Consider the following 25158-nt stretch of genomic DNA (forward strand, 5'->3'; position numbering starts at 1 on the left):
GTGCCGCACAGCCCTGGCGACGCCGCGCGCCGCTACGCGCCCCAGGTGTGGCGCCAGTGCTCGCTCGGTACGCGCCCACAGTCGGAGCGTCACGACGAGCAGCTGCAGGCGGGCCGTGAGCGGCGCGATGCGGGCGGACAGCTCGTCCCGCGCGTGGTGCAGTTCCTCGCCGAGAGCCCTCGGCCGTTGGGGGGGCGGTCGGGGCGTGGAGCGGTCGGTCACCGTCGCTCCTCACGTCCGCCCGCACCGCACCCAGTGTGAGACCCGCCACGGTGACGCGGCCGGACGCCCCCGTCCGACGGGACGGGGAAGCCGGGCCGGGCCACTAGCGTTCGCCGCGGTGGGACGGGGAGGACTCGTGGCGCGCTACCGGGCCGGCCTGGAGACGAGGGAGCGCATCCTGGACGCGACCCGTGCGCTGCTGGGTGAGGTCGGGTTGGAAGGCACGACGCTCAAAGCGATCTGCGAGCGCGCCGACGTGGGAGCCGGCAGCTTCTACAACCTGTTCGCCTCCAAGGAGGAGGTCGTGCTCTCGGTCGTCCGTGAGGCGATCACAGCGGTCGACGCCGCCCACGACGCGGGCGTCCGCGAACGCGAGACCGTCGAGGACCTCGTCGACGCTTACCTCGGGTTCATCACCGCACACCCCGACCTCGCCCGGATCTACCTCCAGGCCGCCGTGGCGTGGGGCCTGTCCGACCAGGCTCTGGCCGTGCGGTTCACCCGCCACCAGCACCAGCGCGTCGAGCGCCTCGCTGGGGCCCTGCGCCGCGAGCAACCTGGTGTGCGGCCGGGCGACGCACTTCTCCGCGCCCAGCTCCTCCTGGCCGCCTTGAACGGTCTGACCGTGAACTGGCTCCTGGACCCGAGCTTCCCGCTCGATCTGCACCGCGGGTTGCTGCTGCGCGCCGTGCGGGCGGGTTCCTACGTGGGCGACGCCCGCGGAACTCGGGTTGACGGGTCCTGACCCGCAACGAACTGCTCGCTAGCCTCGACGACGTGGACGCCGACGAGCCCAGTCCGCAGACAGGTCGGGTGGCTGGCGCGCTCCCGTGAGCCTCGTCGCCGGTCTCCTGCTCGTCGCAGCTCTGGTCGTGGCGACCGGCTTCTTCGTCGCCGCGGAGTTCGCGATGGTCGCCGGCCGCCGCGCCACGATCGACGACCTCGCCGCACAGGGCAGCCGCCGTGCCCGAGCCGCGGCCGCGGAGATGCGCCGCCTGTCGTTCATGCTGTCGGGGGCGCAACTGGGCATCACGATCTCCACGTTGGCGCTCGGGTACGTCTCGGAGTCAGCGTTCGCTCCGATCCTGCGCCCCGCGATCGCGGGTCTGGGTGTGCCACCAGTCAGCGTGCGCGGCGTGTCCTTGCTCGTGGCGCTGGTCGTCTCGACGTTCCTGTCGATGGTGGTCGGCGAGCTCGCACCCAAGAATCTCGCGATCGCGCGCCCCGAGGCAACCGCGCTGGCGGTGGCGATCCCGGTGCGGATCTACTCGCTGGTTCTCGGCCCGGTGATCCGCCTCTTCGACGGTGCGGCGAACGTCGTCACACGGCTCCTCGGTCACCAACCCCAGGAGGAGCTCCTCGCCGGGTACGACGCCGACGAACTGGCTCTGATCATCGAGGCGTCCCGCGAGGAAGGCCAACTCGACGAGGAGAAGGCGGCGCTCCTGCTCCGCGCGGTCGAGCTCGGTGAGCGGCGTGCGACCGAGGTGATGGTGCCGCGACCGGACGTGGTGTGGCTGCGTGCCGGCGATCCGCTCGATGCGCTGCGCCGTGCGGCCAGAGACACCGGCCACTCGCGCTTCCCGGTGCAGGGCCAGCACGAGGACGACGTCGTCGGGACCGTCCACATCAAGGATCTGCTCGACGTGCCGGTGGAAGGTGCGGGCACGGCGACGATCGACGACATCATGTACGAGCCGCTGATCGTCCCCGAGAGCCATATGCTGCGTCGCCTGCTGGCCGACCTCCGACAGCACCGGCGCACGTTCGCCGTCGTGGTGGACGAGTACGGCGGTGTCGCGGGGATCATCACGCTCGAGGACGTGCTCGAGGAGCTCGTCGGCGAGATCGAGGACGAGTTCGATCCCAGCACCTCTCCGGTGCTGCGCCGGGTGGGCGTCGGTCGGTACGTCGTGCCCGGTCGCATGCGGGTCGACCGGTTGGAGGACGTGCTCGACACCGACATCCAAGAGGGCAACTTCGAGACCGTCGCCGGGTTCCTCCTGGCGCGGCTGGGCCACATCCCCCAGGTCGGGGAGTGGGTCGAACACGACGGTTGGCGCCTGGTGGTGATCGGCGTGGACGGCAACCGTGTCTCCGAGATCCTCCTGGAGCGGATGCACGAACGCGGCCCGTCCGTCGGTCGTCCAGGGTCTGGCCGCCAGCGGTGACGCCCGGGTTGCTCGCAGCCGAAGGCACGCTGGCCGTGCAGGTCCCCGTCCTGGTCGCGGTGACGATCGCCGTGCTGCTGCTGGTGGCCAACGCCTTCTTCGTCGCGGCGGAGATCGCCCTCCTGGCGGCCCGCCGCACCCGGGTCGAGGAGCTCGCCGCGGAAGGCGACCGACGCGCACAGCTGGCCGCCGCCGCGCTCCGCGAGCTGTCGATCACCTTCTCCGGCGCTCAGCTGGGCATCACCATGGCGTCGCTGGGGCTCGGCGCGGTCGCCGAACCGGCTGCCGCCCGGCTGCTGGAGCGAGCGTTGGCGTTGACCACGATCCCTGCCGGGATCCGTCCCGCGCTCGCGATCGGGATCGGTCTGTCGATCGTGGTGTTCCTGCACATGGTCGTCGGCGAGATGGTCCCCAAGAACATCGCGCTGGCCAGCGCGGAGACGGTCTCGCTCCGGCTCGCAGCCGCCTTCCGGGTGTTCGTCGTGGCGTTCCGCCCGATCATCACGGCGCTGAACGCCACCGCGAACGCGTTGCTCCGCGTGGTCGGAGTGGAACCGCGGGACGAGATGGGGCTGGTGCACACGCCCGACGAGATCGCGTTGCTACTCCGCGAATCCAACCGTGAGGGCATGCTGCAGCCGCAGGACGCTCGGGTGCTGACCGCGGCCCTGTCGCTCAACCGCATCGACGCCAAGGCTGCCATGACGCCCCGCGTGGACCTGCACGCCGTGCCCGACACCGCCAGCGCCCACGACGTGCTGAACCTGGCGCGTGAGACGGGGTTCACCCGGCTGCCCGTCTACCACGACGACATCGACGACGTGGTCGGGATCGTGCACGTCAAGGACGTGCTGATCCGCGGCGCTGACGAACTCGTTGACCTGTCCGTGGCCGACATCCTCCGCCCGATCTCAGCCGTCCCCGAGAGCCGCGACCTGGAACGCCTGCTGCGCGACATGCGGGGCGGGCGGTCCCACGCCGTCCTGGTCCTCGACGAGTTCGGCGGGACGGCGGGACTGGTGACGCTCGAGGACATCCTCGAGGAGCTGGTCGGCGACATCGAGGACGAATTCGACCCGATGATCCGCCACGAGTCCGTCCGGCAGCTGGGCTCGGACCGTTGGCTGGTTCCCGGAACGTTGCGCCGGGACGAGCTGGCGCAGCACACCGGCCTGGACCTCGCCGAAGGGGAGTCGGAGACCGTCTCCGGTCACCTCACGGAACGGCTGGGCCGTCTGCTTCAGCCCGGCGACGTGGTCGAGGAAGACGGTTGGGTGCTGCGGGTGCGCTCGCTGGATGGGCGCCGGGCGGGGGACGTCGAGGTGGTCGCACCCCCCGGAGGGGACCACGGCGGCGCCCCGGGGGGCGTCTGAGTGGGCTTCCGCCGTGAGGAACTCGAGTCGTTCCGTGACGAGACCGTGCCCGACCTCGTCGGCGATCAGGTCCGGCTGCTGTTCGTGGGGATCAACCCGGGCCTGTGGACGGCAGCGACCGGAGCCCACTTCGCGCACCCGGCGAACCGGTTCTACAAGGCGCTGTACCTGGGCGGGATCATCGACCGACCGCTCGACGCAAGCGACGGGTACGACGACGCTGCGGTTCAGGCCCTGACCGACAAGGGGATCGCGATCACCAACCTCGTGGACCGCGCCACCGCGCGGGCCAGCGAACTCGGTCCTGACGAACTGCGCCAGGGCAGAGACGTCATCGAGGACAAGACGCGCCGCTGGGATCCCGTGGTCGTGGCGGTCGTCGGGGTCAGCGCGTACCGGACGGCGTTCGGGCGGCGGGACGCCGACGTCGGCCGCCAGGACGACAAGCTCGGTGACGCGCAGCTGTGGGTCCTGCCCAACCCCAGCGGGCTGAACGCGCACTACCAGGTCGACCAGCTGGCGCCGCTGTACCGGGCAGCCGCCGAGGACGCGGGGCTGGACCTGGGCCCCTTGCGGGTGTGAACGCGGTGGGCTCGCCGAGGCTGGTCCTGTTCGACGTGGATGGGACGCTGGTCGCCACCCCCGGCACCCGAGAGGCGTTCGCGGCGGTTCTGGAGCGTGTCGGTGCCTGCGATGTCGACGTGCACGGGTTCGCGATGACCGGGAAGACCGACCCGCAGATCGCGCGCGAACTGCTGGCTGCGGCCGGGATGGACCCGGAGGCGGCCGACCGGCTCGTCCCGCAGCTGCTGGGCGACTTCGCCTCGGAACTGGCGTCACTCGAGCCGATGATCCGTGCGCGGGGGCGGGTCCTCGTGGGCGTGGAAACGCTGCTGCGGCGGCTCGCCGACATCGACACGGTGGTCGCGTCGGTCCTGACCGGGAACCTGGAGGCCAACGCGCGGGTCAAGCTCGCCGCGCTCGGTCTGGCTGGCGCCCTCGACCTCGCCGTCGGGGCGTACGGCAGCGACCATCACGACCGCCGGGAGCTGGTCCCGGTCGCGTTGCGCAAGCTGCATCGCCTGCGCGGCGTACGCCTCAGGTCGGCCGACGTGTGGGTGGTCGGGGACAGCCCCCGCGACCTGGCCTGCGCCCGCGCAACCGACGCGCGGTGCCTGTTGGTCGCCACCAACAAGCACCCCCTGGACGAGCTGGCCGCACTGGAGCCCGACGCGGCGGTCGCCGACCTGGGCGACGTCGAGGCGGTGGTGGAGCTGCTGATCTCCTAGCCGCCGAACCCGGGGATGCCCGGCGGCGCGGGAGGTTCACGGACCTGCTCGACCGCTTCCTGCAGCGGGCGGAGGAACGGCAGGGCGTGGGGGTCGAGTGGTTCCGCGTCGACGAAGTCGCCGAGGCCGGCGTCCTCGAACGGTGCGGCGGTGACCTCGGGGCGGGCGCCGTGCGCCCCGTAGATAACCACCACCACGTCGGTGCCGTCGGCCAGCTCGGCTTCGGCGACGAACCCGTAGGCGGGGGTGGAGGTGGCCAGCACCTCGTCACGCGCGACGGCGCGCAGGGCCGCTGTCCTGTCGGCGTCGCTGTCGGGGAGGTCCGGGAGGCGGACCACGCGTGTCGCCGACGGCCCCGGCAACACCACGGCGGCCGGCAGCGGACGGTCGGCTCGCGAGACCAGGTCGCGGGCCGCTTCCTCGCACACCCAGCGCAGCTCGTCGATCCGCACCCGTCTCTCGCCTCCCGGCTCACACGCTGGTGGGAGCTCCTTCGGAAGCCGATCTCACCGTCCGGGCGTACTTGGCCAGCACCCCCCGCGTGTAGCGCGGCTCGAGCGGCTCCCACCGCGCCCGACGGCGCGCCAGCTCCGCCGCGTCGACGTGCAGGTCCATCGTGCGGCTCGGCACGTCGATGCTGATCCGGTCGCCGTTGTTGACCAGCGCGATCGGTCCGCCGTCGGCCGCCTCCGGCGCGACGTGGCCGATGCAGAACCCGTGTGTGGCGCCGCTGAACCGTCCGTCGGTGACCAGCGCGACCGAGGTGCCCAGCCCGGCGCCCTTGACCGCGGCGGTGACAGCCAGCATCTCGCGCATCCCCGGGCCCCCCTTGGGCCCCTCCCAACGGATCACGATCACGTCCCCGTCGCCGATGCTCCCGGTCAGGACGGCCTCCATGGCACCCTGCTCGCCGTCGAACACCCGGGCTGTGCCCTCGAAGCGGTGCTGCTCGGGTGGGATCCCGGCCACCTTGACCACCGCCCCGTCCGGGGCCAGCGACCCACGCAGGATCGCCAGCCCCCCGTCGGCGTGGATCGGGTCCGACACGCGGCGGACCACCTGACCATCGGGCGCGGGCGGATCCAGCTGACGCAGGTTGTCCTCGACGGTCCGCCCGGTCACGGTCAGCGCGTCACCGTGCAACAGCCCCGCCCCGAGCAGCTCCCGCATCACCACCGGGACCCCACCGATGCGGTCCAGGTCGGTCATCACGAACCGGCCCGCCGGCTTGGTGTCAGCGATGTGCGGAACCCGTCGCCCGATCCGGTCGAAGTCGTCGAGGGTGAAGTCCACCTCCGCCTCGCGGGCGATCGCCAGCAGGTGCAGGACCGCGTTGGTCGAACCACCGACGGCCATCACGACGCTGAGGGCGTTCTCCAAGGCCGCGCGGGTGACGATGTCGCGTGCGCGGATCCCCGCCTCGAGGAGGGCGACGACGGCCGCGCCGGAGTGGCGCGCCAGGTCGTCACGGCGAGGGTCAGGCGCCGGCGGAGACGCCGACCCCGGCAGGCACAGCCCCAGCCCCTCGATCGCCGACGCCATCGTGTTGGCCGTGAACATCCCCGCGCAGGACCCCTCACCGGGGCAGGCGTTGTGCTCGATCGCGGCGAGCTCGTCGTCGGACATGGCGCCGCGCCCGTGCGCCCCGACAGCCTCGAACACGTCCTGGATGGTGATGTCGCGGCCGTGCAACTGCCCGGGGAGGATCGAGCCGCCGTAGAGGAAAACCGTGGGGACGTTCAGGCGCACCCCGGCCATCACCATCCCCGGGAGCGACTTGTCGCACCCCGCGAACGTCACCATGCCGTCGAGGCGTTCGGCGTGCATCACCGTCTCGACCGAGTCGGCGATCACCTCGCGCGACACCAGCGAGGCGCGCATGCCCTCGTGGCCCATGGCGATCCCGTCGGAGACGGCGACCGTGACGAACTCGATCGGGAACCCGCCCGCGTCACGGATTCCCTCCTTGGCCTGCTTGGCGAGCCGATCCAGCGGCAGGTTGCAGGGGGTCACCTCGTTCCAGGATGACGCGACACCGACCTGGGGCTTGGCGAAGTCCTCGTCGGTCATCCCGACCGCGCGGAGCATCGCCCGGGCCGGCGCTCGCCGGAACCCCTCGGTCACCTCACGGCTGCGGTGGCGTGGGTCTGCCATGGCGTCCTCCCGTCCGCGAGCGTGGCCCGTGATCCTGGCGAGTTGGCGCATCACACCACAGGCGGGGCGTCGGCGCGACCGCGGACCCTCCTCGCTCGCGAACCGGCCGGCGCCGGCGGGCGCCTCGGTAGCATCCGCGCTGCCATGCGCCGATCCCTCCCTCTCGTCGTCACCGCACATGACCGTGCCCTCGACCCCGCGGAGTGGTCGCCGGGGGAGGAGGGTCACAGCCACGGTGTGGCGTTCGCCACGGTCGGCTGCCGCCTCAACCAGGCCGAGACGGAGGAGGCCCTGGCGTCCCTGGTCGAGCGCGGCTACCGGCTCGACGAGGACGGCGCTGCCCGGCTGGTGGTCGTCAACACCTGCGCGGTGACCCGCGAGTCGACCGCGACGTCGCGGAAGCTGATCCGCCGGGCGGTGGCCCGCCACCCGGACGCCACCATCGTGGTCACCGGCTGTTACGCCACCGCCGAACCGGACGCGGTGAACGACATCGACGGCGTCGATCTGGTCGTCACCAACGCCGACAAGGAACGGCTCGCGGACGTGGTGTTCGCCCGCGAACCGGCGTTGGCCCCCACACCGGCCGAAGCGCTGGTCGGCGCAGGGCCCGAGGATGCCACCAGGCGGCTGCACACCCGGGTCTCGATCCGGGTGCAGACCGGGTGCGACGTCCACTGCGCGTTCTGCATCATCCCGGCCACGCGTGGGCCGCTGCGGTCGCGTGACGCCGGGGAGGTGATCGGTGACGTCCGCCGTCGCGTCGCCGACGGTGTCCGCGAGGCGGTCCTGACCGGGGTTCACCTGGGCAAGTACGGTCACGACCTCGGTGACGGCGAGGGCTTGGCGCACCTGGTCGAGCGGATCCTGGTCGAGGTCGACGGCCTGCAGCGGCTGCGTCTGTCGTCCGTGCTGCCGCTGGAGGTCACCCCCACCCTGGTCGCGGCCATGGCGGGCGACCCGCGCGTGTGCCGCCATCTGCACGTCCCGCTGCAGAGCGGGTCCGACGCGATCCTCGCCGCGATGGGACGCGGCTACGACGTCGCGACCTTCCGCCAGCGGGTGGACCACGCCCGCACGGCGCTCGAGCACCTCGGCCTGTCGACCGACGTGATCGTCGGCTTCCCCGGCGAGACCCGCGCCGACTTCGACGCGACCTTGGCGACGGTCGAGGAGGTCGGGTTCGCCAAGCTGCACGTGTTCCGCTACTCGCCCCGCCCGGGGACGCGCAGCGCCGACACCATGCGCGACGACGTCCCCCCGCAGGAGAAGAAGGCCCGTTCCCGCGAGCTGATCGCCCTCGGGGAGCGCCTCCGCGATCGGTTCCACGCCTCGCTGATCGGCACCGAGCTGGATGTGGTCGTCGAGATCGACCGGGGCAACGGCTGGTTGCAGGCGACCGCCGGCAACAACGTCAAGGTCGCCTTCCGCGGCACGCGATCGCTGATCGAAGACGTCGTCCGGGTCCGGCTCACGGGCCTGCGCGGGGGGATCGCTCAGGGTGAGCTGGTGGGTGCGGCGTGAGGGCCGCGGAGCCGTCTGACGACGTGGTGGCGTCGCTACTCGACCGTGACAACGTCGGGTCGCTCTTGGGGCTCGAGTACGTCGAGGTGGGTCCCGACCGGGTCGTGGCCGCGCTGGAGGCGGGGGAGCGACACCACCAGCCCCACGGCGTCGTGCACGGCGGGGTGTACGCCGCCGTCGCCGAGAGCCTGGCGGGCGTCGCGGGGACCGTCTGGGTCCGCCACAACCTCGACGACGACATCGTGGTGGTCGGCGTGTCCAACACGACCGACTTCTTCCGGCCGCACCGCGACGGTCGGTTACAGGCGGTGGCCGAGCCCGTGCACCGCGGCCGCAGCCAGCAGGTGTGGCAGGTCTGGTTCACACGGGCGGATCAGGCGCTCGTCGCCCGCGGGCAGGTCCGCTTGCACCACGTCCACGCCGCCCGCCTGCCCCGGACGTGACGCGCCTCGCCCGGTCACGGTGGGGGTCACTCTCCCGCCGGCTTCTGGACGGTGACGATCATCTCGTCGGTGGCATCGAGCGCGACGTGCTCGACGGTGGCCACCTGCAGGCACAGGGTGTGTTGGCCGGGGGGCAGCTCCAGCGCGGTGGTGCTCGTCCCGTCCGAGACGTGGACGTGCGCGGCGTCGCTCGGGATGACCTCCCCGGGGGTCACGCAACCCACGTCGATCATGATGTCGAAGTGGCCGGCACCCCGGTTGTGCTCGTCGGCGGCCGCGATCCTGATGCCGTCCGCCTGCATCTCCACCTTGATGGGGCTCTTGAGGCCGAGCGACGCGGTGATCTGGCCCGTCGCTTCCGCGGTCGCAGCGCCAGGCGATCCTGGAGCGCCTTGCTCCTGGCCCTGCCCGCAGGCGGCGAGGAACAGCATCGCCGCCCCAGCCACGCCGACCAGCCGGCCGTGTCTTCGTCGCCTCATGCTCGCGGCCTCGTCCCCATCGCCGGCGTGTTGGTATGCACGCAGGATAAGCGCTGCCACGGGTCGGGAGAACTGGCCGAGCGGTACTAGGCCGCGGGTGGGAGCGCCAGGAGACCGTCGATCGCCTCGTCGAGGCGACGTGCGGTGACGTCCGCGTCGTGCATCTGAGGGACGTGGCGGCCCTCGAGCCGAGACACCCACGCGGCGGTGAGCCCGGCGCGTTTCGCGCCGTGCACGTCCCAGGAGTGCACCGCCACCATGGCGCAGTCCGCCGGCGCTAGCCGCAGCTCCTGCGCCGCGAAGCGGTAGGGCTCGGCGCGCGGTTTCCACGCACCTGCTTCCGCAGCCGCGAAACAGCGCTCCACCAACGCCTCCAGCCGGTGGCGGCGCAGCAGGACACGGGTGATGTCGGCGCTGCCGTTGGTCAGCGTCGCGACCCGCGTTCCGGCCTCGTTCAGCCGCTGCAACGCGGGGGCGACGTCCTGGTAGACATCCAGCTCCTGGAAGGCGTCGAGCACGTGTTCCAGCGTCGCCTCGTCGTGCTCCAGGCCGAACGAACGCGTGATCCGGTCCAGGTGGTACAGGGCCAGGTCGGAGAACGTGGCGAAGTCCGCCGTCGCCGCCAGCGCGAACCCGTCCGACAGCGTCCGTGCGAACCACAGGTCCAACGCCGAGCCGGGCAGGCCGATCGACTCGAAAGCGTCGCCGACGTGATCGAGGGCGAACAGCGTCTCGTTCACGTCGAACACGACCGCGACGGGACGTCTCGCGCCGCGACCGCCGGGTGCGCTCACTCCTGACCCATGTGCGGGTAGGTGTGGTCGGTCGGCGGGACGAACGTCTCCTTGATCGCGCGCGGGCTGACCCACCGCTGCAGGTTGGTCTTCGAACCGGCCTTGTCGTTGGTGCCCGACGACCGCGCCCCGCCGAACGGCTGCTGGCCGACGACCGCGCCGGTGGGCTTGTCGTTGATGTAGAAGTTCCCGGCGGCGTAGCGCAGGCGTTGGCTGGCCTCGAGGATCGCGCCACGATCGGTCGCGAACACCGAACCGGTCAGCCCGTACGGCGAGGTGGTGTCGACCAGGTCGAGCGCCCATTCCCAGGCGCTGTCGTTGTACACGAAGACGGTCAAGATGGGGCCGAATAGCTCCTCGCTCATCGTGCGGTAGTAGGGGTCGCTGGTCGTCAGGATCGTGGGCTGGACGAACCAGCCCTCGCCCTCGTCGGCGCCGCCACCCACCAGGATCCCCACGTCGGCCTCGTGGCGGGCCTCCTCGATGGCGGCGCGGTGCTTCTCGAACGCGCTGCGGTCGATCACCGCACCCATGAAGTTGCGGAAGTCGGTGACGTCGCCCATCGGCAGAGACCGGGTGACGTCGACCAGGCGGTCGCGGACCGCCGCCCACGTCGACGCCGGCAGGTAGGCGCGCGAAGCGGCCGAGCACTTCTGGCCCTGGTACTCGAACGCCCCGCGCGTCAGCGCGGTCACGAGCGCGTCGGTCTCCGCCGAGGCGTGCGCGACCACGAAGTCCTTGCCTCCGCTCTCGCCGACGATGCGGGGGAAGTTGCGGTAGCTGCGGACGTTGCCGCCGATCTTCCGCCACAGCGCCTGCAGCACCGTGGCCGACCCGGTGAAATGGAGCCCGGCGAACTCGGGGTGGTCGAAGCACACATCCGACACCAGCTCCCCGTCGCCGTGGGCCAGGTTGATCACGCCGTCGGGCAGGCCCGCCGCCTGCAGCAGCCGCATGAAGAAGTGCGCCGAGAACGCCTGCTTCTCGGACGGCTTCCACACCACGGTGTTGCCCATCAGGGCCGGAGCGATGGGCAGGTTCCCCGCGATCGACGTGAAGTTGAACGGGGTCATCGCCAGGACGAAGCCCTCGAGCGGGCGGTGGTCGACCCGGTTCCACACGCCTGGGCTGCTCAGGGGCTGTTCGGCCAGGATGTCGGCGGCGAACGCCACGTTGAAGCGGAGGAAGTCGATCAGCTCGCACGCCGAGTCGATCTCGGCCTGGTGGACGGTCTTGGACTGGCCGAGCATGGTGGCCCCGTTGAGGGTGTCGCGCCACGGGCCGGCGAGCAGCTCGGCGGCGCGGAGCAGCACCGCGGCACGCTCCTCGAACGGCAGCGCGGCCCAGTCCTGCTTGGCGTACAACGCCGCTTCGATCGCGGCGTTGACCTGGTCGATGCCGGCGGCGTGCACCGTCGCGAGGTGCAGGCCTCGGTCGTGGGGGGCACGGACCTCGAACGTCGATCCGGTGGTCACGTCCCGCCCGGCGATCACGCAGGGCGCCTCGACGGTCTCCTTGCGTAGCGCAGCGAGCCGTTCCTTCAGGCTCGCCTTCTCGACCGAGCCTGGGGCGTAGTCGCGGACCGGCTCGTTGGTGGGCGGTGGCGGGACGGTGCGTGCGTCGAGCAAGGGGGCTCCTCCGCGCTCGCTTGCCCCGATGCTAGGCCACGCGCGCTCCTGGCAGCCGGCCGGGTCGTCGACACCACGATCGCCGCGCCCGAACAGCGGGCTCGTCGACCGCGTTCGCCGCGCGCTTCGTCTGTACGCTGGGCCCTCCTTCGGGGCGGAGGATCGATCGTGGCAACGCTCGGCGTGAACATCGGGGGCAGGTGGATGCACACCGTCGTCCTCGATGAGGGCGACGAGGTCATCAGCACGGCCCGCATGCGCACCCCGACCACCGGTGACCGCACCGCGGTCGTCGAGGTGATCGTCGCCAGCGTCCACGAGGCGGCCGACCGGGCGGGGGTGGCGACCGACGAACTGTCCGGCATCGGCGTGGGCTCGCCCGGCGTGGTGACCGACGGCACGGTCGGCCAGGCGGTGAACGTCCCGGGGTGGACCGAGCGCTTCCGCCTGGCTGAGATGCTCAGCCAACAGTTCGCCCCGCCGATCCGCATCATGAACGACGTCACGGCCGTGGCGGTCGGAGAGCACCGCCTGGGTGCCGGCCGGGGCGCCGACCACCTCATCATGGTGTGGGTCGGGACCGGGGTCGGCGGCGGGCTGATCCTCGACGGCACGCTGTACGAGGGCGCGTTCGGGGCCGCCGGGGAGTTCGGCCACACGGTCGTCGAGCGCGGCGGCGCGGTCTGCCCGTGCGGCCGGCGGGGCTGCGTCGAGGCCTACATCGGTCGCCGGGCGATGGAGCATGCCGCCCGCCGGGCTCTCGACGAGGGACGGCACACGTCGCTGTTCCGCATCGCCGACGAGCTCGGCAGCGACCGGTTGACCTCCCAGGTGTTCAAGGAGGCGTACGACCGCGGCGATCCGGTGGCGGCCGACCTGATCGACTGGGGCGCCGAAGCCCTGGCGAAGGGCATCGCCTCGGCGGTCAACCTCCTCGACGTCGAACGCGTCGTGATCGGCGGCGGGCTCGCCGATCGCCTCGGGCGGCTGTTCATCACCAAGGTCGAGTCGGCCGCCCGGCCCGCGCTGTTCCTGCAACCGGCCCGGGTCGAGATCGTGTCGGCCGCGCTCGGCGATGCCGGCGGGGCGATCGGGGCGGCACTGGTTGCCCGTGACGCAGAGGGTGGCGGCGAACCCGGCGGTGGGTGACCGCAACCGGCGACCCCTGCCCTCGAGCTCCGGTCAGGAAGGAGACCGCGTGAGCGACGCTCCGCAGGAGTGGCGCGACGGAGGTGTCCCCGTGACGCACCTGGATCGCGCACGCACCGTCGTGGCCGCGCTTCGAGACGTCGTCGACACCTCCGCCCGACAGTTGGCGTCGCGGACCGCCGGGCGCGGCTCGGTCTCCGTCGAGGAGATGGATCGTCACCAGGTGGTGCTGTACGACCTGGCTTCGGCCGCGTCGGCCGTGGCCGCAGCCGAGGAGCTGCTGACCTACGGGCAGGAAGGTCAGCACGAGGCGGCCGTGGCGTTGGCGTTCGCCGCCGACGTGGCCGCCGACCTGATCGGCCGCACCGCGGGCCGCTGGGAGCAGTTCGGTCTCGACGCGGCCGCGCTGCCGGGACCAGCCGGCGACGCGGTCGCCGCGGGACGTGACCCTGATCTGCTGTCGGCGATCGCCGACCACGTCATCGCCAAGGCCGACGCCGGTCCTCGCCACTTGTCGGAAGAGCACGAGATGGTGCGCGAGACGTTCCGGCGTTTCGCCGACGAACGCGTCAAGCCGGTCGCCGAGGACATCCACCGCCAGGATCGCGACGTCCCCGACGACATCATCCGTGGCCTGGCAGAGCTGGGCACGTTCGGGCTGTCGGTTCCCGCCGAGTACGGCGGCATGGCCGAGGGTGGTTCCGGTGAGATGCTCAGCATGGTCGTCGTCACCGAAGAGCTCTCACGCGCGTCGTTGGGTGCCGCAGGCTCGCTGATCACGCGCCCGGAGATCATCGTCAGCGCCATCCTGCGGGGGGGCACCGAGGAGCAGAAACGCCGCTGGCTCCCGCCGATCGCCACCGGGGACAAGTTGTGCGCTGTGGCGGTGACCGAACCCGATCACGGCTCCGACGTCGCGATGCTCACCACCAGCGCGACCCGCGACGGAGACCAGTGGGTCATCGACGGGGTCAAGACCTGGTGCACGTTCGCCGGGAAGGCCGAGTACCTGCTGTTGCTCGCCCGCACGAACCCCGACCGCTCGAAGGGGCACCGCGGCCTGTCCCTGTTCGTGGTGGACAAGCCGTCGTTCCCTGGCCACAGCTTCCACGTCGAGCAGGACGGCGGCGTGCTCGACGCACGCGCGATCCCCACCATCGGCTACCGCGGGATGCACTCGTTCGAGGTGTCCTTCGACGGCTGGCGGGTCCCACACGACGACCTCATCGGGGGGGACGACGGTGAAGGCCGGGGCTTCTACCTGCAGATGCAGGCGTTCGCGGCGGGACGGCTGCAGACAGCTGCGCGTGCCAACGGCCTGATGCAGGCCGCGCTGGAGGACGCGGTGGCCTACACCCGACAGCGCGAGGTGTTCGGGGCCACGCTCAGCGACTACCAGCTGACCCGCGCGAAGCTGGCACGGATGGCCTACCAGCTGGCCGCCTGTCGTCAGCTGACGATGCGTGCGGCGCGCCTGCTGGCCAAGGGCGAGGGACAGCTGGAAGCCTCCATGGTCAAACAGCTGGCGTGTCGTGTCGCCGAGTGGGTCACGCGCGAAGCGCAGCAGCTGCACGGGGGGATGGGCTACGCCGAGGAGTTCGCCGTGTCCCGGTACTTCGTCGACGCCCGGGTGCTGTCGATCTTCGAAGGCGCCGACGAGGTGTTGGCGTTGCGGGTGATCGCTCGGACGTTGCTGTCCGACGCCCTCGACCGTTAGGTCAGACGGGGAGCGGCGCCCGGGAGCTTTCGAACGCGCCGACAAGCGCAACTCGACGTGGCGAGCGGGCGAGCCGTCCTCACCCGCACCAGGCCGTGACCGGGAAGGACACGAGGATCGCGCAGGTGGCCGACCAGCCGGGGAGACACGACCGGGCGGCAGCCCGGCGGATAGCTGTCCCTGTGGCGTCCCTGGCGCTGCTCGCGGTGGTGCTGCTCCTGCCGCTTCCGTGGCTGCGTGACTCCGCGTACCTCGGCGACGCCAGCTTCCACGCGGGGCTCGAACTGGTCGGAGGCGTGGTCGGTCTGATGGCCGGCATCGCGATAACCGTGCGCTACTCGGCCCTGGCCGAGCGCACCGACCTGCTGATCGGGCTCGCGTTCTTCGCCAACGGAACCGCCGATGTGGTCCACGGCACGCTGGCGTTGGTGGCGGCGCGGGGCTGGCCGGCGGGGCTGTCTCTGGAGCTGCTGATCGCCGGCACCTCCGTGACCGGACGGTTCATGATGGCGATGCTCCTGCTGGGCGCTCCGGTGTTTGCGGGACGGATGTGGGCGCAGGACCGTCCCGAGCGCCTGCGGACGGTGATCGCGGCCGCGTGCGCTGCCATCGCGATGAGCGCGGCACTGACGGCCTTCGCCGCGCAGCTGACCACCCTCCCGCGGCTCGTCCTGCCGGAGAACCTGATCGCCCGCCCGGCGGACTTCTTCTCCGGCGCGGTCCTGGGGGTCGCCGCGCTCGTGCTGCTCCGTCACCACATCCGCACCGGTGATCGGATGATGTGGTGGGTGACGATCGCGGCTGCGATCGCTGCGGCCGGGCAGGTCATCATGGGTTTCTCGACGCAGCTGTACGACGCCGCCTTCGACGTGGCGCACGCCTACAAGATCCTGGGTTACGCGGTCCCACTGGTGGCCCTGTCCCTGTACCACGTCGGCGTCATCGCCGAACGTGACCGCTACGCCGCCGCGGTGCGGCGCTACACGCGCGAGCTCGAGCGCGCCAACGAGGAGCTCGAGGTCGCCAGCGACGCCAAGAGCTCGTTCGTGTCGGTGGTCTCCCACGAGCTACGGACGCCGCTGACGTCGATCCTGGGCTTCGCGTCGATGATGCGCGAGTACTGGGACTCCACTCCCGACGCGGAGAAGACGCAGTACCTGGAGGTGATCGAGCGGCAGGCCGACCGGCTGTCGCGGCTGGTCAACGACCTGCTGGCGATCTCGCGGTTGGAATCCGGTGTGATCGAGGTACGCCGGCGCGACATCGAGGTGGCGCCTCTCCTGAAGCAGACCTTGAGCGATCTGGGAGACGTCGCGGCGTCCGTGTCCGTCAACGTCGACGATGACCTGACCGTTCACGCCGATCCCGACCACCTCGAACGGATCCTGGTGAACCTGGTCGGTAACGCGAGCAAGTACGGCGAGCCGCCCATCACCGTCGAGGCGTACTGGGCCGACGGTGCCGTCCAGATCACGGTGGCCGATCACGGCCCGGGGGTGTCGTCGTCGTTCGAGCCCAAGCTGTTCGAGAAGTTCGCTCAGGCGGAATCCGGGTACACGCGCTCGTCGCACGGGACCGGTCTGGGTCTGGCCATCACCCGGGGGCTGGTCACCGTGCAGGGCGGTGACATCTGGTACGAACAGAACGAGCCGCACGGGGCGCGGTTCTGTGTGCGGCTGCCGGAAGGGGGGGCCGATGCGGTTCCTGGTCGTTGACGACGAGCCGTCCGTGCTCCTGCTGGTGTCGGCCAACGTCCGTGCCTGGGGCCACGAGGTCGTCACGGCTGCGACGGTGGACGAGGCGCGCGCCCACTGTGAGGGTGGTGGGATCGACGTGATGTTGCTCGACGTGTCGATGCCGTCCATGGACGGCCCCACGTTCCTGCGCTCGCTGCGCGCGGCCGGGTGCGAACCGGGGCGGGTGTTCCTGCTGTCGGCCATCGCGCCGGAGGAGCTCGAGCGGCTCGCGGCCGACCTGGACGTCGACCACATCACCAAACCGTTCACGGCGCCTGGGCTGCGTGACGCGCTGCTCCCGGCGATCGAGCGAGCCTCGTGAGCGACGCTCCGCGGGAGCGGAGCGAGAGGAGCTGTCTTCGGTCTCCTGAGACCGCGACGGAGGTGTACCCGTGAGCGCCGAGCCGTCCGCCGGACGCATCCTGATCATCGAGGATGATCAGGACATCGCTGACTTGATCCGCGCCCAGCTCCAGAAGGAGGGGTTCCGCGTCGAGGTCGCGCCGGGTGGCCAGGAGGGGATCGACGCTGCGCTGGCCGATCCCCCCGACGTCGTGATCCTCGACCTGCGCATGAACCCGGTCGACGGCTTCCAGGTGCTCCGTGCGCTCGGTGATCACGTCGTCACCCGTCAGATCCCCGTCCTGGTGGTGTCGATCCTGGAGGAGGAAGGCCGGGCGCGGGCTGCCGGCGCCAAGGGGTTCGTTCTCAAGCCCTTCCGTCCCGCCAACGTCACCGAGGCCGTGCGGCAGCTGCTGATGTGACGGTCGGTCGGCTCAGGCCGGGCCCTGCTCCTCCAGCTGGCCGCGGACCGCCCCGGCCGGGTACGCCTCGTTGTGGACGTTGACGTAGAAGGCGGCCGGGTCGGCGAAGATCTCGTCGACCAGGGCCTGGTCGACGTCGACGCAACCGTTGGCGGTGAACTCGCCGTCCTCCGCGGTGAACGTCGGGGCGAAGTCGACGACGATGTCGCCCGCCTCGTCCTCGGTGCCCTCGTGGATGTGTGCGGCGGCGGGCTCGTCGATGTTCTCGACGCTCAGGTTGTAACAGATGCTGCCCGGGCCGGGGGTGTCGACCTTCGCCGTCCCGACTCCGTCGGGGTCGCCTGGCTCTGGGACCTCCGCCTCACCGGTCAAGGTCGCCCCGAGCACGACGTGCTCGAGGCCATCGACCGGTGGCGTGGCCTCCATGCCGACGGTCGCGGTCGGGGTCGGCGTGGACTCCTCCTCCGGTTCACCGTCCCCGCAGGCGGCCAGCGCCAACGTCAACGCCGCTGTGACGGTCACCCAGCGTCCTGCCCGCATCTGTCTCTCCTGGTGGGTTCCGGCGAGCCTAGCGGGGCAACCGCAGCCGCCCACGCGTCGGGTGTGCTCGGTGGCGCGGCAGCTGCACGCAACAGCGGGCGGGCCGGACCCACCGCGCGCCGTGCACCGGTTCCTCGGAGATGTCGCCCGGCGCTCGTACCGTGGTCACCACGTCGCAAGGTCCGCGACCGGCGCACGCGGTGCCAGGACGTGCGACCCGATCTCGAGGGTGACGATCACGAGCGTGACGATCAGGAGGCGTGAACGATGACCAGCGCGGACGGAGGGGTTCGGCTCCGTGACACCGCTGCTCCCAACAGGCACGTCGCGGTGGTCGACGGTGCCCTGCGGGTGACCGACTGGCGGACCGGCGCCCCCGAGGTCGTGCGCTACTTCGAGGATCGCCTCGCCGAGGATGCGGGCGGTGACCTCGCGGACGTGTTGGAGGCCGCGGTGAAGGTCGGCGTGGTGGCGCTGTCGACAGCCGGCGTGTCGGTCAACGTCGATGTCGTCGACAAGGAGTTCCAACGGCTGGCCCGGCAGCTGCAGGACGTGCTCGAGGAGCGGGTGCGGCAGCTGCACGAGGCGCTCGACGCCGCGTTCTCCGAGGACGGCGGGGCACTCCGGGCCGCCCTGGAGCGCTACCTGGGCCAGGACGGGGCGGTGGCGGAGCTGTTCGACCCCAACCGACGCGACAGCGCCGTGAGCCGCATCCGCGACCTGCTGGCCGAGCACCTCGACGGGGACGACTCCACGCTGCACCGCATCCTGGACGTCACCGACCGGTCGAGTCCGCTGATCAGCTGGAAGGAGCAGATCGACGGCGGCTTCGAGCGGCTGCGCCGGCAGCTGGAGGACTACCGCACGGAGATCTCCGCGCACGCCGCCGCGGAGCGGGCCGCCAGCCAGGCGCGCGCCGACGAACGTGAGAGGGGGACCGCGAAAGGTCGCGCCTACGAGGAGCTCGTGTTCGCGGCCGTCAGCCGTATCGCCGCTGTGCTCGGCGACACCGCCGAACCGACGGGAGACGCGACCGGCGTGGGCGGTCGGAAGGTCGGCGACGTGGTCGTCACGCTCAACGCCCGCGACACCCGCGGGGCGATGGTCCGCCTGGTGTTCGAGGCCAAGGACGCGGCCGTGGGGCTCACCCCGATCCTGCGAGAGCTGGATCACGCCCGCGACAACCGCGGGGCCGCTGCGGCGATCGCGGTGTACAGCCGCGACGCGCACCTGCCGTCGGGCGCTGCCCCGTTCGGGGAGCACGGTGGGGGCCGCTACGTGTGCCTGCTCGACAAGGACACCGAGGATGCCCTGTGCTTGCAGGTCGCCTACCGGCTGGCGCGCTTCTGGGCACTGGCGGACCTGGCTGACGACGGCGGCGACGTCGACGTCCGGGGCGTCCGTGACGACGTCGAGGCGGCTCGCCGCCAGCTGCAGAACATCTCCTCGGCCAAGTCGTCCCTCACGCGGATGCGCAACGCCGTGGAAGAGGCGGTGACCGGCGTGCACGGACAGTTGGAGACCTTCCGCGCGGATCTGCTGGAGCTCCTCGACCGCATCGACGGGCGCATCCGCCTCGGCGAGGACACCTGACCCCACCCACGGGCGGTCGCCGAGCCGATCCTGTTGCTGCGGTCGCCGCCCCGCCTGTACGCTCACGCCCCGAGCAACGGCGCTCCGCGTGGTGGGGCGCCGTTGTCTGCGTCTGCGGCGGGGATCGTGGTCGAGGACGTCGAGGCGCGGTCGTCAGCCAACGGTGGCTCGGACGGTGACGTGCGCGCCACCGACGCACCGACCCGGACACGGGCGTGACCGGACTGGAGGAGACACGGTATGACCGGCCAGCGACCTGCCCCGACCGGGCCGGGGCTGTACGACGCCCGCTTCGAACGTGACGCGTGCGGCATCGGGTTCGTCGCTCACGTCGACGGCCGGCCGCGCCGCGAGACGGTGCAGATGGGCTTGGAGGGCCTGTGCGGCGTCACCCACCGGGGAGCGGTCGCAGCGGACGCCAAGAGCGGTGACGGCGCCGGCCTGATGGCGCAGCTGCCCCGGCAGCTGCTGGCCGCGGAAGCCGAGCGGCTGACAGGCGCGACGGTCGATCCAGACCGGCTGGGGGTCGCGTTCCTGTTCCTCGACGCCCGCGACGACGCCGACGGCGAGGCGGCGCGCGACGTCGCACGCAGCGCCGTGCTCGACGCCCTCCGTGCCGAGGGCCTGGAGTTCGTCGCGTGGCGCCCCGTCCCCGTCGACGCCGACGCGATCGGTGAGATCGCCCGGCGCACCTTGCCGCATCTGGTCCAGGCGCTGTTCGTCCGCTCGGCGGACGTGGACGACGACGACGCCCAGCGGGCCACCTTCCGCGCCCGTCGCCGGGCCCGGACGGCCTGCGCGACGGCCGGGGTGCGCTACTACGCCGCGTCGTGGTCGCTGCGGACGGTGACGTACAAGGCGCTGTGCAACGGTGAGGACCTCGGACCCTTCTACCTCGACCTCGCCGACGAACGCTTCGCCTCCGGCTTCGTGATCTTCCACTCGCGGTACTCGACGAACACCGCTCCGACGTGGGAACGGGCGCAGCCGTACCGGATGCTGTGCCACAACGGCGAGATCAACACGATCGACGGCAACGTCAACCTGATGCGCGCGCGTGAAGCCGACCTCGGCGCGGACTGGGTCGACGCCGAGCTGATCCACCCGGTCATCGAAACAGACCAGTCCGACTCCGCGAAGCTGGACAACGCCCTGGAGCTGCTGGTCCGCGGCGGCCGCGACGTCCGCCACGGCCTGGCCATGCTGGTACCGGCGGTATGGGAGGGCCAGCGCGCCACCGACCCGGCCGTTCGCGACTTCTACCGCTACCACTCCTGCCTGGTCGAGCCCTGGGACGGTCCCGCCGGGGTGATCTTCACCGACGGTCGCCGGGTCGGTGCGGCGCTGGACCGCAACGGGCTGCGGCCGCTGCGCTACCTCATCTGCGAGGACGGCTACGTGATCGCCTGCTCCGAGGTCGGGGCGGTCCGCACCGCCGCGACGCCCACGCGCCCCGGCGGGCACGGCACCGTTCGTCGCGAACGCCTCGGCCCCGGGCAGATGGTCTGCGTCGACCCGTCCGAGGGCGGCCTGCAGGAGGACGTCGAGATCAAGCAGCGGCTCGCCGGCCAGGCCCCGTACGGGCAGTGGCTCCGTGCCGAGCTCAAGCCGGCCGCCGCCGGACGGCCCGTCGAGGTGGTCGCCCAGGACGTGTCCCGCCGCCAGCTGGCGTACGGCTTCACCAAGGAGGAACTCACCTCGATCCTGCGGCCGATGGCGACCGAAGGCAAGGAACCGACCTCCTCGATGGGCGAGGACACCCCGATGCCGCCGGTCGCGCAGTGGCACCGCCCCGTCACCCACTACCTCAAGCAACGGTTCGCTCAGGTCACCAACCCACCGATCGATCACCTGCGCGAGAACGAGGTGATGAGCCTGCGGACGCTGCTCGGGCCGCGCCGCCCCATCTTGGAGGAGACGTCGGAAGCCGCACGGCTGGTCGAGCTCGAGTCGTTCCTGCTGTACCCCGACGGGTTGCGGGGGATCGTCCTCGACGCCGACATCCCGTTCGCCGTGCAGGCGGTCGACGCGACCTTCCCGGTCGCCGAGGGCCCCGGCGGGCTGCGGCCTGCCCTGATCCGCCTCGGCGACGAGGCCGCCACCGCCGTGCGTGGTGGCGCGGGCATCGTCGTGGTCAGCGACGTCGGGTCGGATGAGGAACGCTGCCGCATCCCGATCCTGCTGGCGGTCGGGGCGGTCCACCAGCGGCTGCTGCGTGAGGGGCTGCGGACGCGGACCAGCCTGGTGGCCGAGACGGACGAAGGCCGCGAGACGCACGACATGGCCTGCCTGCTGGGCTACGGCGCCGACGCGATCGTGCCCAGGTTGGCGTTCGAGACGTTCGCACACCTGGCCGAAGAGGGTCTGATCCGCGGCGACGACTTGTCCGGCGGCGACGCGCAGGAGCGTTACCGCACGGCGCTCGAGGACGGCGTTCTGAAGATCCTGTCGAAGATGGGCATCTCCACGGTCGATGCCTACCGCAGTGCGCAGATCTTCGAGGCCGTGGGCCTCGGCGCCGAGGTGGTCGACCTGTGCTTGACCGGGACCGTGAGCCAGCTCGGGGGGCTGACGTTCGACGATCTCGCTGAGGACGTGCTCCGCCAGCACGCGGACGCGTTCGCCGCGCCGGTCACCGACGGTGACATCACCTTGCCGAGCCCGAGCGTGATCAAGTTCAGCCGTCGGGGCGAGGAGTACCACGACATCAACCCCGACGTGGTCGGGGCGCTGCACGACGCGCTGGGACTGGGCAAGAAGGCCAAGATGGAGCCGTTCGGACCGGACGGCGAGCGTGGCCTGCCCACCGCCGAGGAACGCGCCGCGCACCTGCTGGGACGCGCCACCGCCGAGGGCCGGTACGAGCTGTACGAACGGTTCGCTGAGCTGATCGCCCACCGCCCGCACGTCGCGCCCCGCGACCTGCTGCGGTTGCGCCGTGGCGTCCAACCCGTCGGCCTCGACGAGGTCGAGCCGGTCAGCGCCATCGCGCGGCGCTTCTCGACCGGTGCGATGTCGCACGGTGCCTTGTCCGCGGAGGCCCACGAGACGTTGGCGATCGCACTGAACATGATCGGCGGTCGGGCCAACTCCGGGGAGGGGGGCGAGGACCCGGCGCGGTACCGCACCCGCGGCACCGCGGTGGACCGCAACTGCGCCATCAAGCAGGTGGCGTCGGGGCGTTTCGGCGTCACCCCCGAGTACCTGTCGTTCGCCGACGAGCTGCAGATCAAGATGGCGCAGGGCTCCAAGCCCGGAGAGGGCGGGCAGATCCCCGGTCACAAGGTCAGCGAGGAGATCGCGCGGCTACGACACACCACGCCCGGCGTGACGCTGATCAGCCCCCCACCGCACCACGACATCTACTCGATCGAGGACCTCGCGCAGCTGATCTACGACCTGAAGCAGGTCAACCCCCGGGCGGACGTCTCGGTGAAGCTGGTCGCCGAGGTCGGCGTCGGGCAGATCGCCGCCGGGGTCGTCAAGGGCCTCGCCGATGCGGTCCAGATCTCCGGCCACGACGGCGGGACCGGAGCGTCGCCGCTGTCGTCGATCCAGCACGCCGGGATGCCGTGGGAGCTGGGCCTGGCAGAGACCCAGCAGACGCTCCGGCTCAACGGCCTCCGTGGCCGCGTCCGCGTCCGGGTGGACGGCGGCTTGAAGACCGGCCGTGACGTCCTGGTCGCCGCCCTGCTCGGTGCCGACGAGTACTCGTTCGGGACGGCGGCGCTCCTGGCGGAAGGGTGCATCCTGGTGCGGACCTGCCACCGCAACACCTGCCCGGTGGGGATCGCCACGCAGCGCCCGGATCTGCGCGAACGGTTCGAAGGCCATCCCGAGCAGGTGGCGGCGTACCTAACGTTCGTGGCGGAGGAGGTCCGCCGTGGCCTGGCTGCGCTGGGCGTGCGGTCGCTGGAGGAGGCGATCGGCCGGGTCGATCTGCTCGAACCCCGCCCGGCCGACGGCCGCGCCGCCCGCCTCGACGTGACGCCACTACTGGCCGACGTCGGCGAGGAACCGCGCCGGTTCACCGGGACGCTGCCGATCCAGCGGCCCCACAGCGACATGGATGCACAGGTCTTCGACGACGCGCTGGAGACCGTCTTCCTCGGTGGGGTGGTCGAGTACGTCTACCAGGTACGCAACGCCGACCGCACGGTCGGTGCGCGCCTGGGTGGAGCGATCGGGCTGGAGTTCGGTCGCAGCGAACCGAACGGCACGGCCCGGCTGCGGTTCCACGGCGAGGCCGGGCAGTCGTTCGGTGCGTTCCTGTCCGGCGGCGTCGAGCTGGTCCTCACGGGGGAGGCCAACGATTACGTCGGCAAGGGCATGGCCGGCGGACGCATCACGATCCGTCCGCCGGACGACGACGCCGGCGACCCGGTCCTGCTGGGCAACACCGTCCTGTACGGCGCCACCGGCGGGGAGCTGTTCGCCGCCGGCCGGGCCGGCGAACGGTTCGCTGTGCGCAACTCCGGCGCGTGGGCGGTGGTCGAGGGGACCGGCGACCACGCCTGTGAGTACATGACCAACGGTGTGGTGGTCATCCTCGGCCCGACCGGGAACAACCTCGGTGCGGGCATGAGCGGCGGTGAGGCCTTCATCTACGACCCGAGCTCGGAGGTGCTGGCGAAGGTCAACCGGCAGCTGGTCGAGGCTCGCCGTCCCGACGGCTACCAGCTGCAGGCGCTGCACGACCTCGTGGCGCGGCACGCGACGCAGACCGGTTCGCGGCGGGCGGAGCAGCTGCTGGCCGACTGGGACGTCACCCGCGACCACTTCTGGCGGGTCGCACCCAAGAGCGAGCTGGAGCGGGTCGCCTCGGCGGAGGGAGCCCAGGCCACCCAGGCATGAGCGCGGCGAGTCTGCTGGCGGCGGGCAGCGGGGCCGGTGACCGACGCTCGTGGCTCCTGCGCCGGCACCCGCTAGCCTGCGGCGCTGGGGGAGAGGTCCCAACGCCAGGGGTCGTCATTGGGGAAGGTCCGCAGCGTGCTGGCTGCAGCCTGCCTGATCCTGGTCACGGCTGTCGCTGGGGCGGCGGGGGCCGACGATCTGGACGCGGCGCGGACGCGGCGCGCCGACCTGCAGGGGCGGTTGGACGCCGCGGCGCAACGCCTGGCCGACATCGAGGCCCGCGCCGGGGAGCTCGCGACCGAGCGTGACGCGCTCGCGCAGCAGCTGGCCACCTTCCAGACGGAGATCGAGGCCGCGGCTGGTCGGACCCAGGACCGGGTCCGGTCGCTGTACAAGCGCGGCCCGGTCGATCCGATGATCGTGATGCTCACCACCGAGGACCCCGGCGAAGCGCTGGAGCGGGCCACGATCGTGACCGGCCTCGTCCGTGACGACCGAGCCGTCGGCGAGGCGGCCGCGGTGAGACGGGTCCAGGCGGCTGCGGTGGCGTCCCGGCTCGAGGAGCGCCAGGCGGAGCTCGACGCGGCCGTCGCAGCTCAGCAGGAGGCGTGGGTGGGCCTGCAAGCCGACCTGCAGGAGGCTGCGGCTCTGGAGCGACGGCTGGAGGAGGAGGCCCGCCGCCGGGCAGAAGCCGAGGCCCGCCGCCGCGCGGCGCAGCAGGCCAGCCG

Annotated in this window: 22 protein-coding genes; 15 read left to right on the forward strand and 7 right to left on the reverse strand. The window is 71.7% G+C overall.

Annotated elements, in window-relative coordinates; translation table 11 throughout:
* Positions 1 to 222 (reverse strand): hypothetical protein (locus tag M3N57_08810; GenBank protein MDP9022778.1); only part of this gene is annotated, 222 nt, incomplete at its 3' end.
* 136 nt (positions 223 to 358) lie between these two features.
* Here M3N57_08810 and M3N57_08815 point away from each other — a divergent pair.
* From M3N57_08815 to M3N57_08835, 5 genes are all read left to right on the forward strand, one after another.
* Entirely contained in the window at positions 359 to 967 is a 609-nt protein-coding gene (locus tag M3N57_08815) for a TetR/AcrR family transcriptional regulator (protein ID MDP9022779.1), read from the forward strand.
* An 85-nt stretch (positions 968 to 1052) separates the two neighbouring features.
* Positions 1053 to 2393 carry a hemolysin family protein gene (locus tag M3N57_08820; protein MDP9022780.1) on the forward strand — a complete coding sequence of 447 codons (1341 nt, stop codon included), beginning with the start codon at positions 1053 to 1055 and terminating at the stop codon, positions 2391 to 2393.
* Positions 2390 to 3766, forward strand: a complete 1377-nt coding sequence (locus tag M3N57_08825) for a hemolysin family protein (GenBank protein MDP9022781.1) — start codon at positions 2390 to 2392, stop codon at positions 3764 to 3766. Before M3N57_08820 ends, M3N57_08825 begins: the two co-directional genes overlap by 4 nt.
* Positions 3767 to 4348, forward strand: coding sequence for a G/U mismatch-specific DNA glycosylase (gene mug / locus M3N57_08830; GenBank protein MDP9022782.1), 582 nt, complete (start codon positions 3767 to 3769; stop codon positions 4346 to 4348).
* A complete protein-coding gene (locus tag M3N57_08835) occupies positions 4345 to 5055 on the forward strand; it encodes a haloacid dehalogenase-like hydrolase (GenBank protein ID MDP9022783.1) in 711 nt (236 codons plus the stop codon). Before mug ends, M3N57_08835 begins: the two co-directional genes overlap by 4 nt.
* Here the strand turns inward: M3N57_08835 and M3N57_08840 are convergent.
* Both M3N57_08840 and ilvD read right to left on the reverse strand, forming a co-directional pair.
* Complete coding sequence (locus M3N57_08840) at positions 5052 to 5507, reverse strand: hypothetical protein (GenBank protein MDP9022784.1); 456 nt, start codon at positions 5505 to 5507, stop codon at positions 5052 to 5054. The two genes, M3N57_08835 and M3N57_08840, sit on opposite strands and share 4 nt — an antisense overlap.
* Before the next feature lie 19 nt (positions 5508 to 5526).
* The gene (ilvD, locus tag M3N57_08845; protein MDP9022785.1) at positions 5527 to 7209 is read right to left on the reverse strand and encodes a dihydroxy-acid dehydratase; all 1683 of its coding nucleotides are present in this window, start codon (positions 7207 to 7209) and stop codon (positions 5527 to 5529) included.
* 144 nt (positions 7210 to 7353) lie between these two features.
* Between ilvD and mtaB the strand changes: the two genes are divergently transcribed.
* Positions 7354 to 8733 carry a tRNA (N(6)-L-threonylcarbamoyladenosine(37)-C(2))-methylthiotransferase MtaB gene (gene mtaB, locus M3N57_08850; GenBank protein MDP9022786.1) on the forward strand — a complete coding sequence of 460 codons (1380 nt, stop codon included), beginning with the start codon at positions 7354 to 7356 and terminating at the stop codon, positions 8731 to 8733.
* A gap of 26 nt (positions 8734 to 8759) precedes the next feature.
* Positions 8760 to 9176, forward strand: coding sequence for a PaaI family thioesterase (locus M3N57_08855; protein MDP9022787.1), 417 nt, complete (start codon positions 8760 to 8762; stop codon positions 9174 to 9176).
* A gap of 26 nt (positions 9177 to 9202) precedes the next feature.
* On the opposite strand, the gene M3N57_08860 is transcribed toward M3N57_08855, so the two are convergent.
* From M3N57_08860 to pruA, 3 genes are all read right to left on the reverse strand, one after another.
* On the reverse strand, positions 9203 to 9655 hold the full coding sequence (locus M3N57_08860; GenBank protein MDP9022788.1) for a DUF4399 domain-containing protein: 453 nt from the start codon (positions 9653 to 9655) through the stop codon (positions 9203 to 9205).
* An 86-nt stretch (positions 9656 to 9741) separates the two neighbouring features.
* The gene (locus M3N57_08865) at positions 9742 to 10404 is read right to left on the reverse strand and encodes a haloacid dehalogenase type II (protein ID MDP9022789.1); all 663 of its coding nucleotides are present in this window, start codon (positions 10402 to 10404) and stop codon (positions 9742 to 9744) included.
* A 41-nt stretch (positions 10405 to 10445) separates the two neighbouring features.
* Positions 10446 to 12077 carry an L-glutamate gamma-semialdehyde dehydrogenase gene (gene pruA / locus M3N57_08870; protein ID MDP9022790.1) on the reverse strand — a complete coding sequence of 544 codons (1632 nt, stop codon included), beginning with the start codon at positions 12075 to 12077 and terminating at the stop codon, positions 10446 to 10448.
* 168 nt (positions 12078 to 12245) lie between these two features.
* Between pruA and M3N57_08875 the strand changes: the two genes are divergently transcribed.
* The 5 genes from M3N57_08875 to M3N57_08895 all read left to right on the forward strand — a co-directional run bounded on the left by M3N57_08875 (position 12246) and on the right by M3N57_08895 (position 17443).
* Positions 12246 to 13226: an ROK family protein gene (locus M3N57_08875; GenBank protein MDP9022791.1), complete on the forward strand. Its 981-nt coding sequence runs from the start codon at positions 12246 to 12248 to the stop codon at positions 13224 to 13226.
* 49 nt (positions 13227 to 13275) lie between these two features.
* Positions 13276 to 14943: an acyl-CoA dehydrogenase family protein gene (locus tag M3N57_08880; protein MDP9022792.1), complete on the forward strand. Its 1668-nt coding sequence runs from the start codon at positions 13276 to 13278 to the stop codon at positions 14941 to 14943.
* A 125-nt stretch (positions 14944 to 15068) separates the two neighbouring features.
* On the forward strand, positions 15069 to 16658 hold the full coding sequence (locus M3N57_08885; protein MDP9022793.1) for an ATP-binding protein: 1590 nt from the start codon (positions 15069 to 15071) through the stop codon (positions 16656 to 16658).
* The gene (locus M3N57_08890) at positions 16639 to 17001 is read left to right on the forward strand and encodes a response regulator (GenBank protein MDP9022794.1); all 363 of its coding nucleotides are present in this window, start codon (positions 16639 to 16641) and stop codon (positions 16999 to 17001) included. The genes M3N57_08885 and M3N57_08890 overlap by 20 nt, the downstream gene beginning before the upstream one ends.
* Positions 17002 to 17071: 70 nt before the next feature.
* Positions 17072 to 17443 carry a response regulator gene (locus M3N57_08895; GenBank protein MDP9022795.1) on the forward strand — a complete coding sequence of 124 codons (372 nt, stop codon included), beginning with the start codon at positions 17072 to 17074 and terminating at the stop codon, positions 17441 to 17443.
* Between the two features lie 12 nt (positions 17444 to 17455).
* On the opposite strand, the gene M3N57_08900 is transcribed toward M3N57_08895, so the two are convergent.
* Positions 17456 to 17983, reverse strand: coding sequence for a CHRD domain-containing protein (locus M3N57_08900; protein ID MDP9022796.1), 528 nt, complete (start codon positions 17981 to 17983; stop codon positions 17456 to 17458).
* 267 nt (positions 17984 to 18250) lie between these two features.
* Between M3N57_08900 and M3N57_08905 the strand changes: the two genes are divergently transcribed.
* The 3 genes from M3N57_08905 to M3N57_08915 all read left to right on the forward strand — a co-directional run.
* Positions 18251 to 19576: a hypothetical protein gene (locus tag M3N57_08905; GenBank protein ID MDP9022797.1), complete on the forward strand. Its 1326-nt coding sequence runs from the start codon at positions 18251 to 18253 to the stop codon at positions 19574 to 19576.
* Between the two features lie 240 nt (positions 19577 to 19816).
* Positions 19817 to 24430 carry a glutamate synthase-related protein gene (locus M3N57_08910; protein ID MDP9022798.1) on the forward strand — a complete coding sequence of 1538 codons (4614 nt, stop codon included), beginning with the start codon at positions 19817 to 19819 and terminating at the stop codon, positions 24428 to 24430.
* A 135-nt stretch (positions 24431 to 24565) separates the two neighbouring features.
* Positions 24566 to 25158: hypothetical protein (locus M3N57_08915; protein MDP9022799.1), on the forward strand; the 593-nt coding region annotated here is incomplete at its 3' end.

It is taken from the genome of Actinomycetota bacterium, assembly GCA_030776725.1.
In the GTDB taxonomy this organism is placed as follows: Bacteria; Actinomycetota; Nitriliruptoria; order Nitriliruptorales; family JAHWKO01; genus JAHWKW01.

Bases quoted from the DNA above. Each gene is read 5' to 3' on its own strand.
- ilvD (MDP9022785.1), bottom strand. From the start codon at position 7,209: ATGGCAGACCCACGCCACCGCAGCCGTGAGGTGACCGAGGGGTTCCGG.
- mtaB (MDP9022786.1), top strand. From the start codon at position 7,354: ATGCGCCGATCCCTCCCTCTCGTCGTCACCGCACATGACCGTGCCCTC.
- M3N57_08860 (MDP9022788.1), bottom strand. From the start codon at position 9,655: ATGAGGCGACGAAGACACGGCCGGCTGGTCGGCGTGGCTGGGGCGGCG.
- M3N57_08890 (MDP9022794.1), top strand. From the start codon at position 16,639: ATGCGGTTCCTGGTCGTTGACGACGAGCCGTCCGTGCTCCTGCTGGTG.
- M3N57_08900 (MDP9022796.1), bottom strand. From the start codon at position 17,983: ATGCGGGCAGGACGCTGGGTGACCGTCACAGCGGCGTTGACGTTGGCG.
- M3N57_08905 (MDP9022797.1), top strand. From the start codon at position 18,251: ATGACCAGCGCGGACGGAGGGGTTCGGCTCCGTGACACCGCTGCTCCC.
- M3N57_08910 (MDP9022798.1), top strand. From the start codon at position 19,817: ATGACCGGCCAGCGACCTGCCCCGACCGGGCCGGGGCTGTACGACGCC.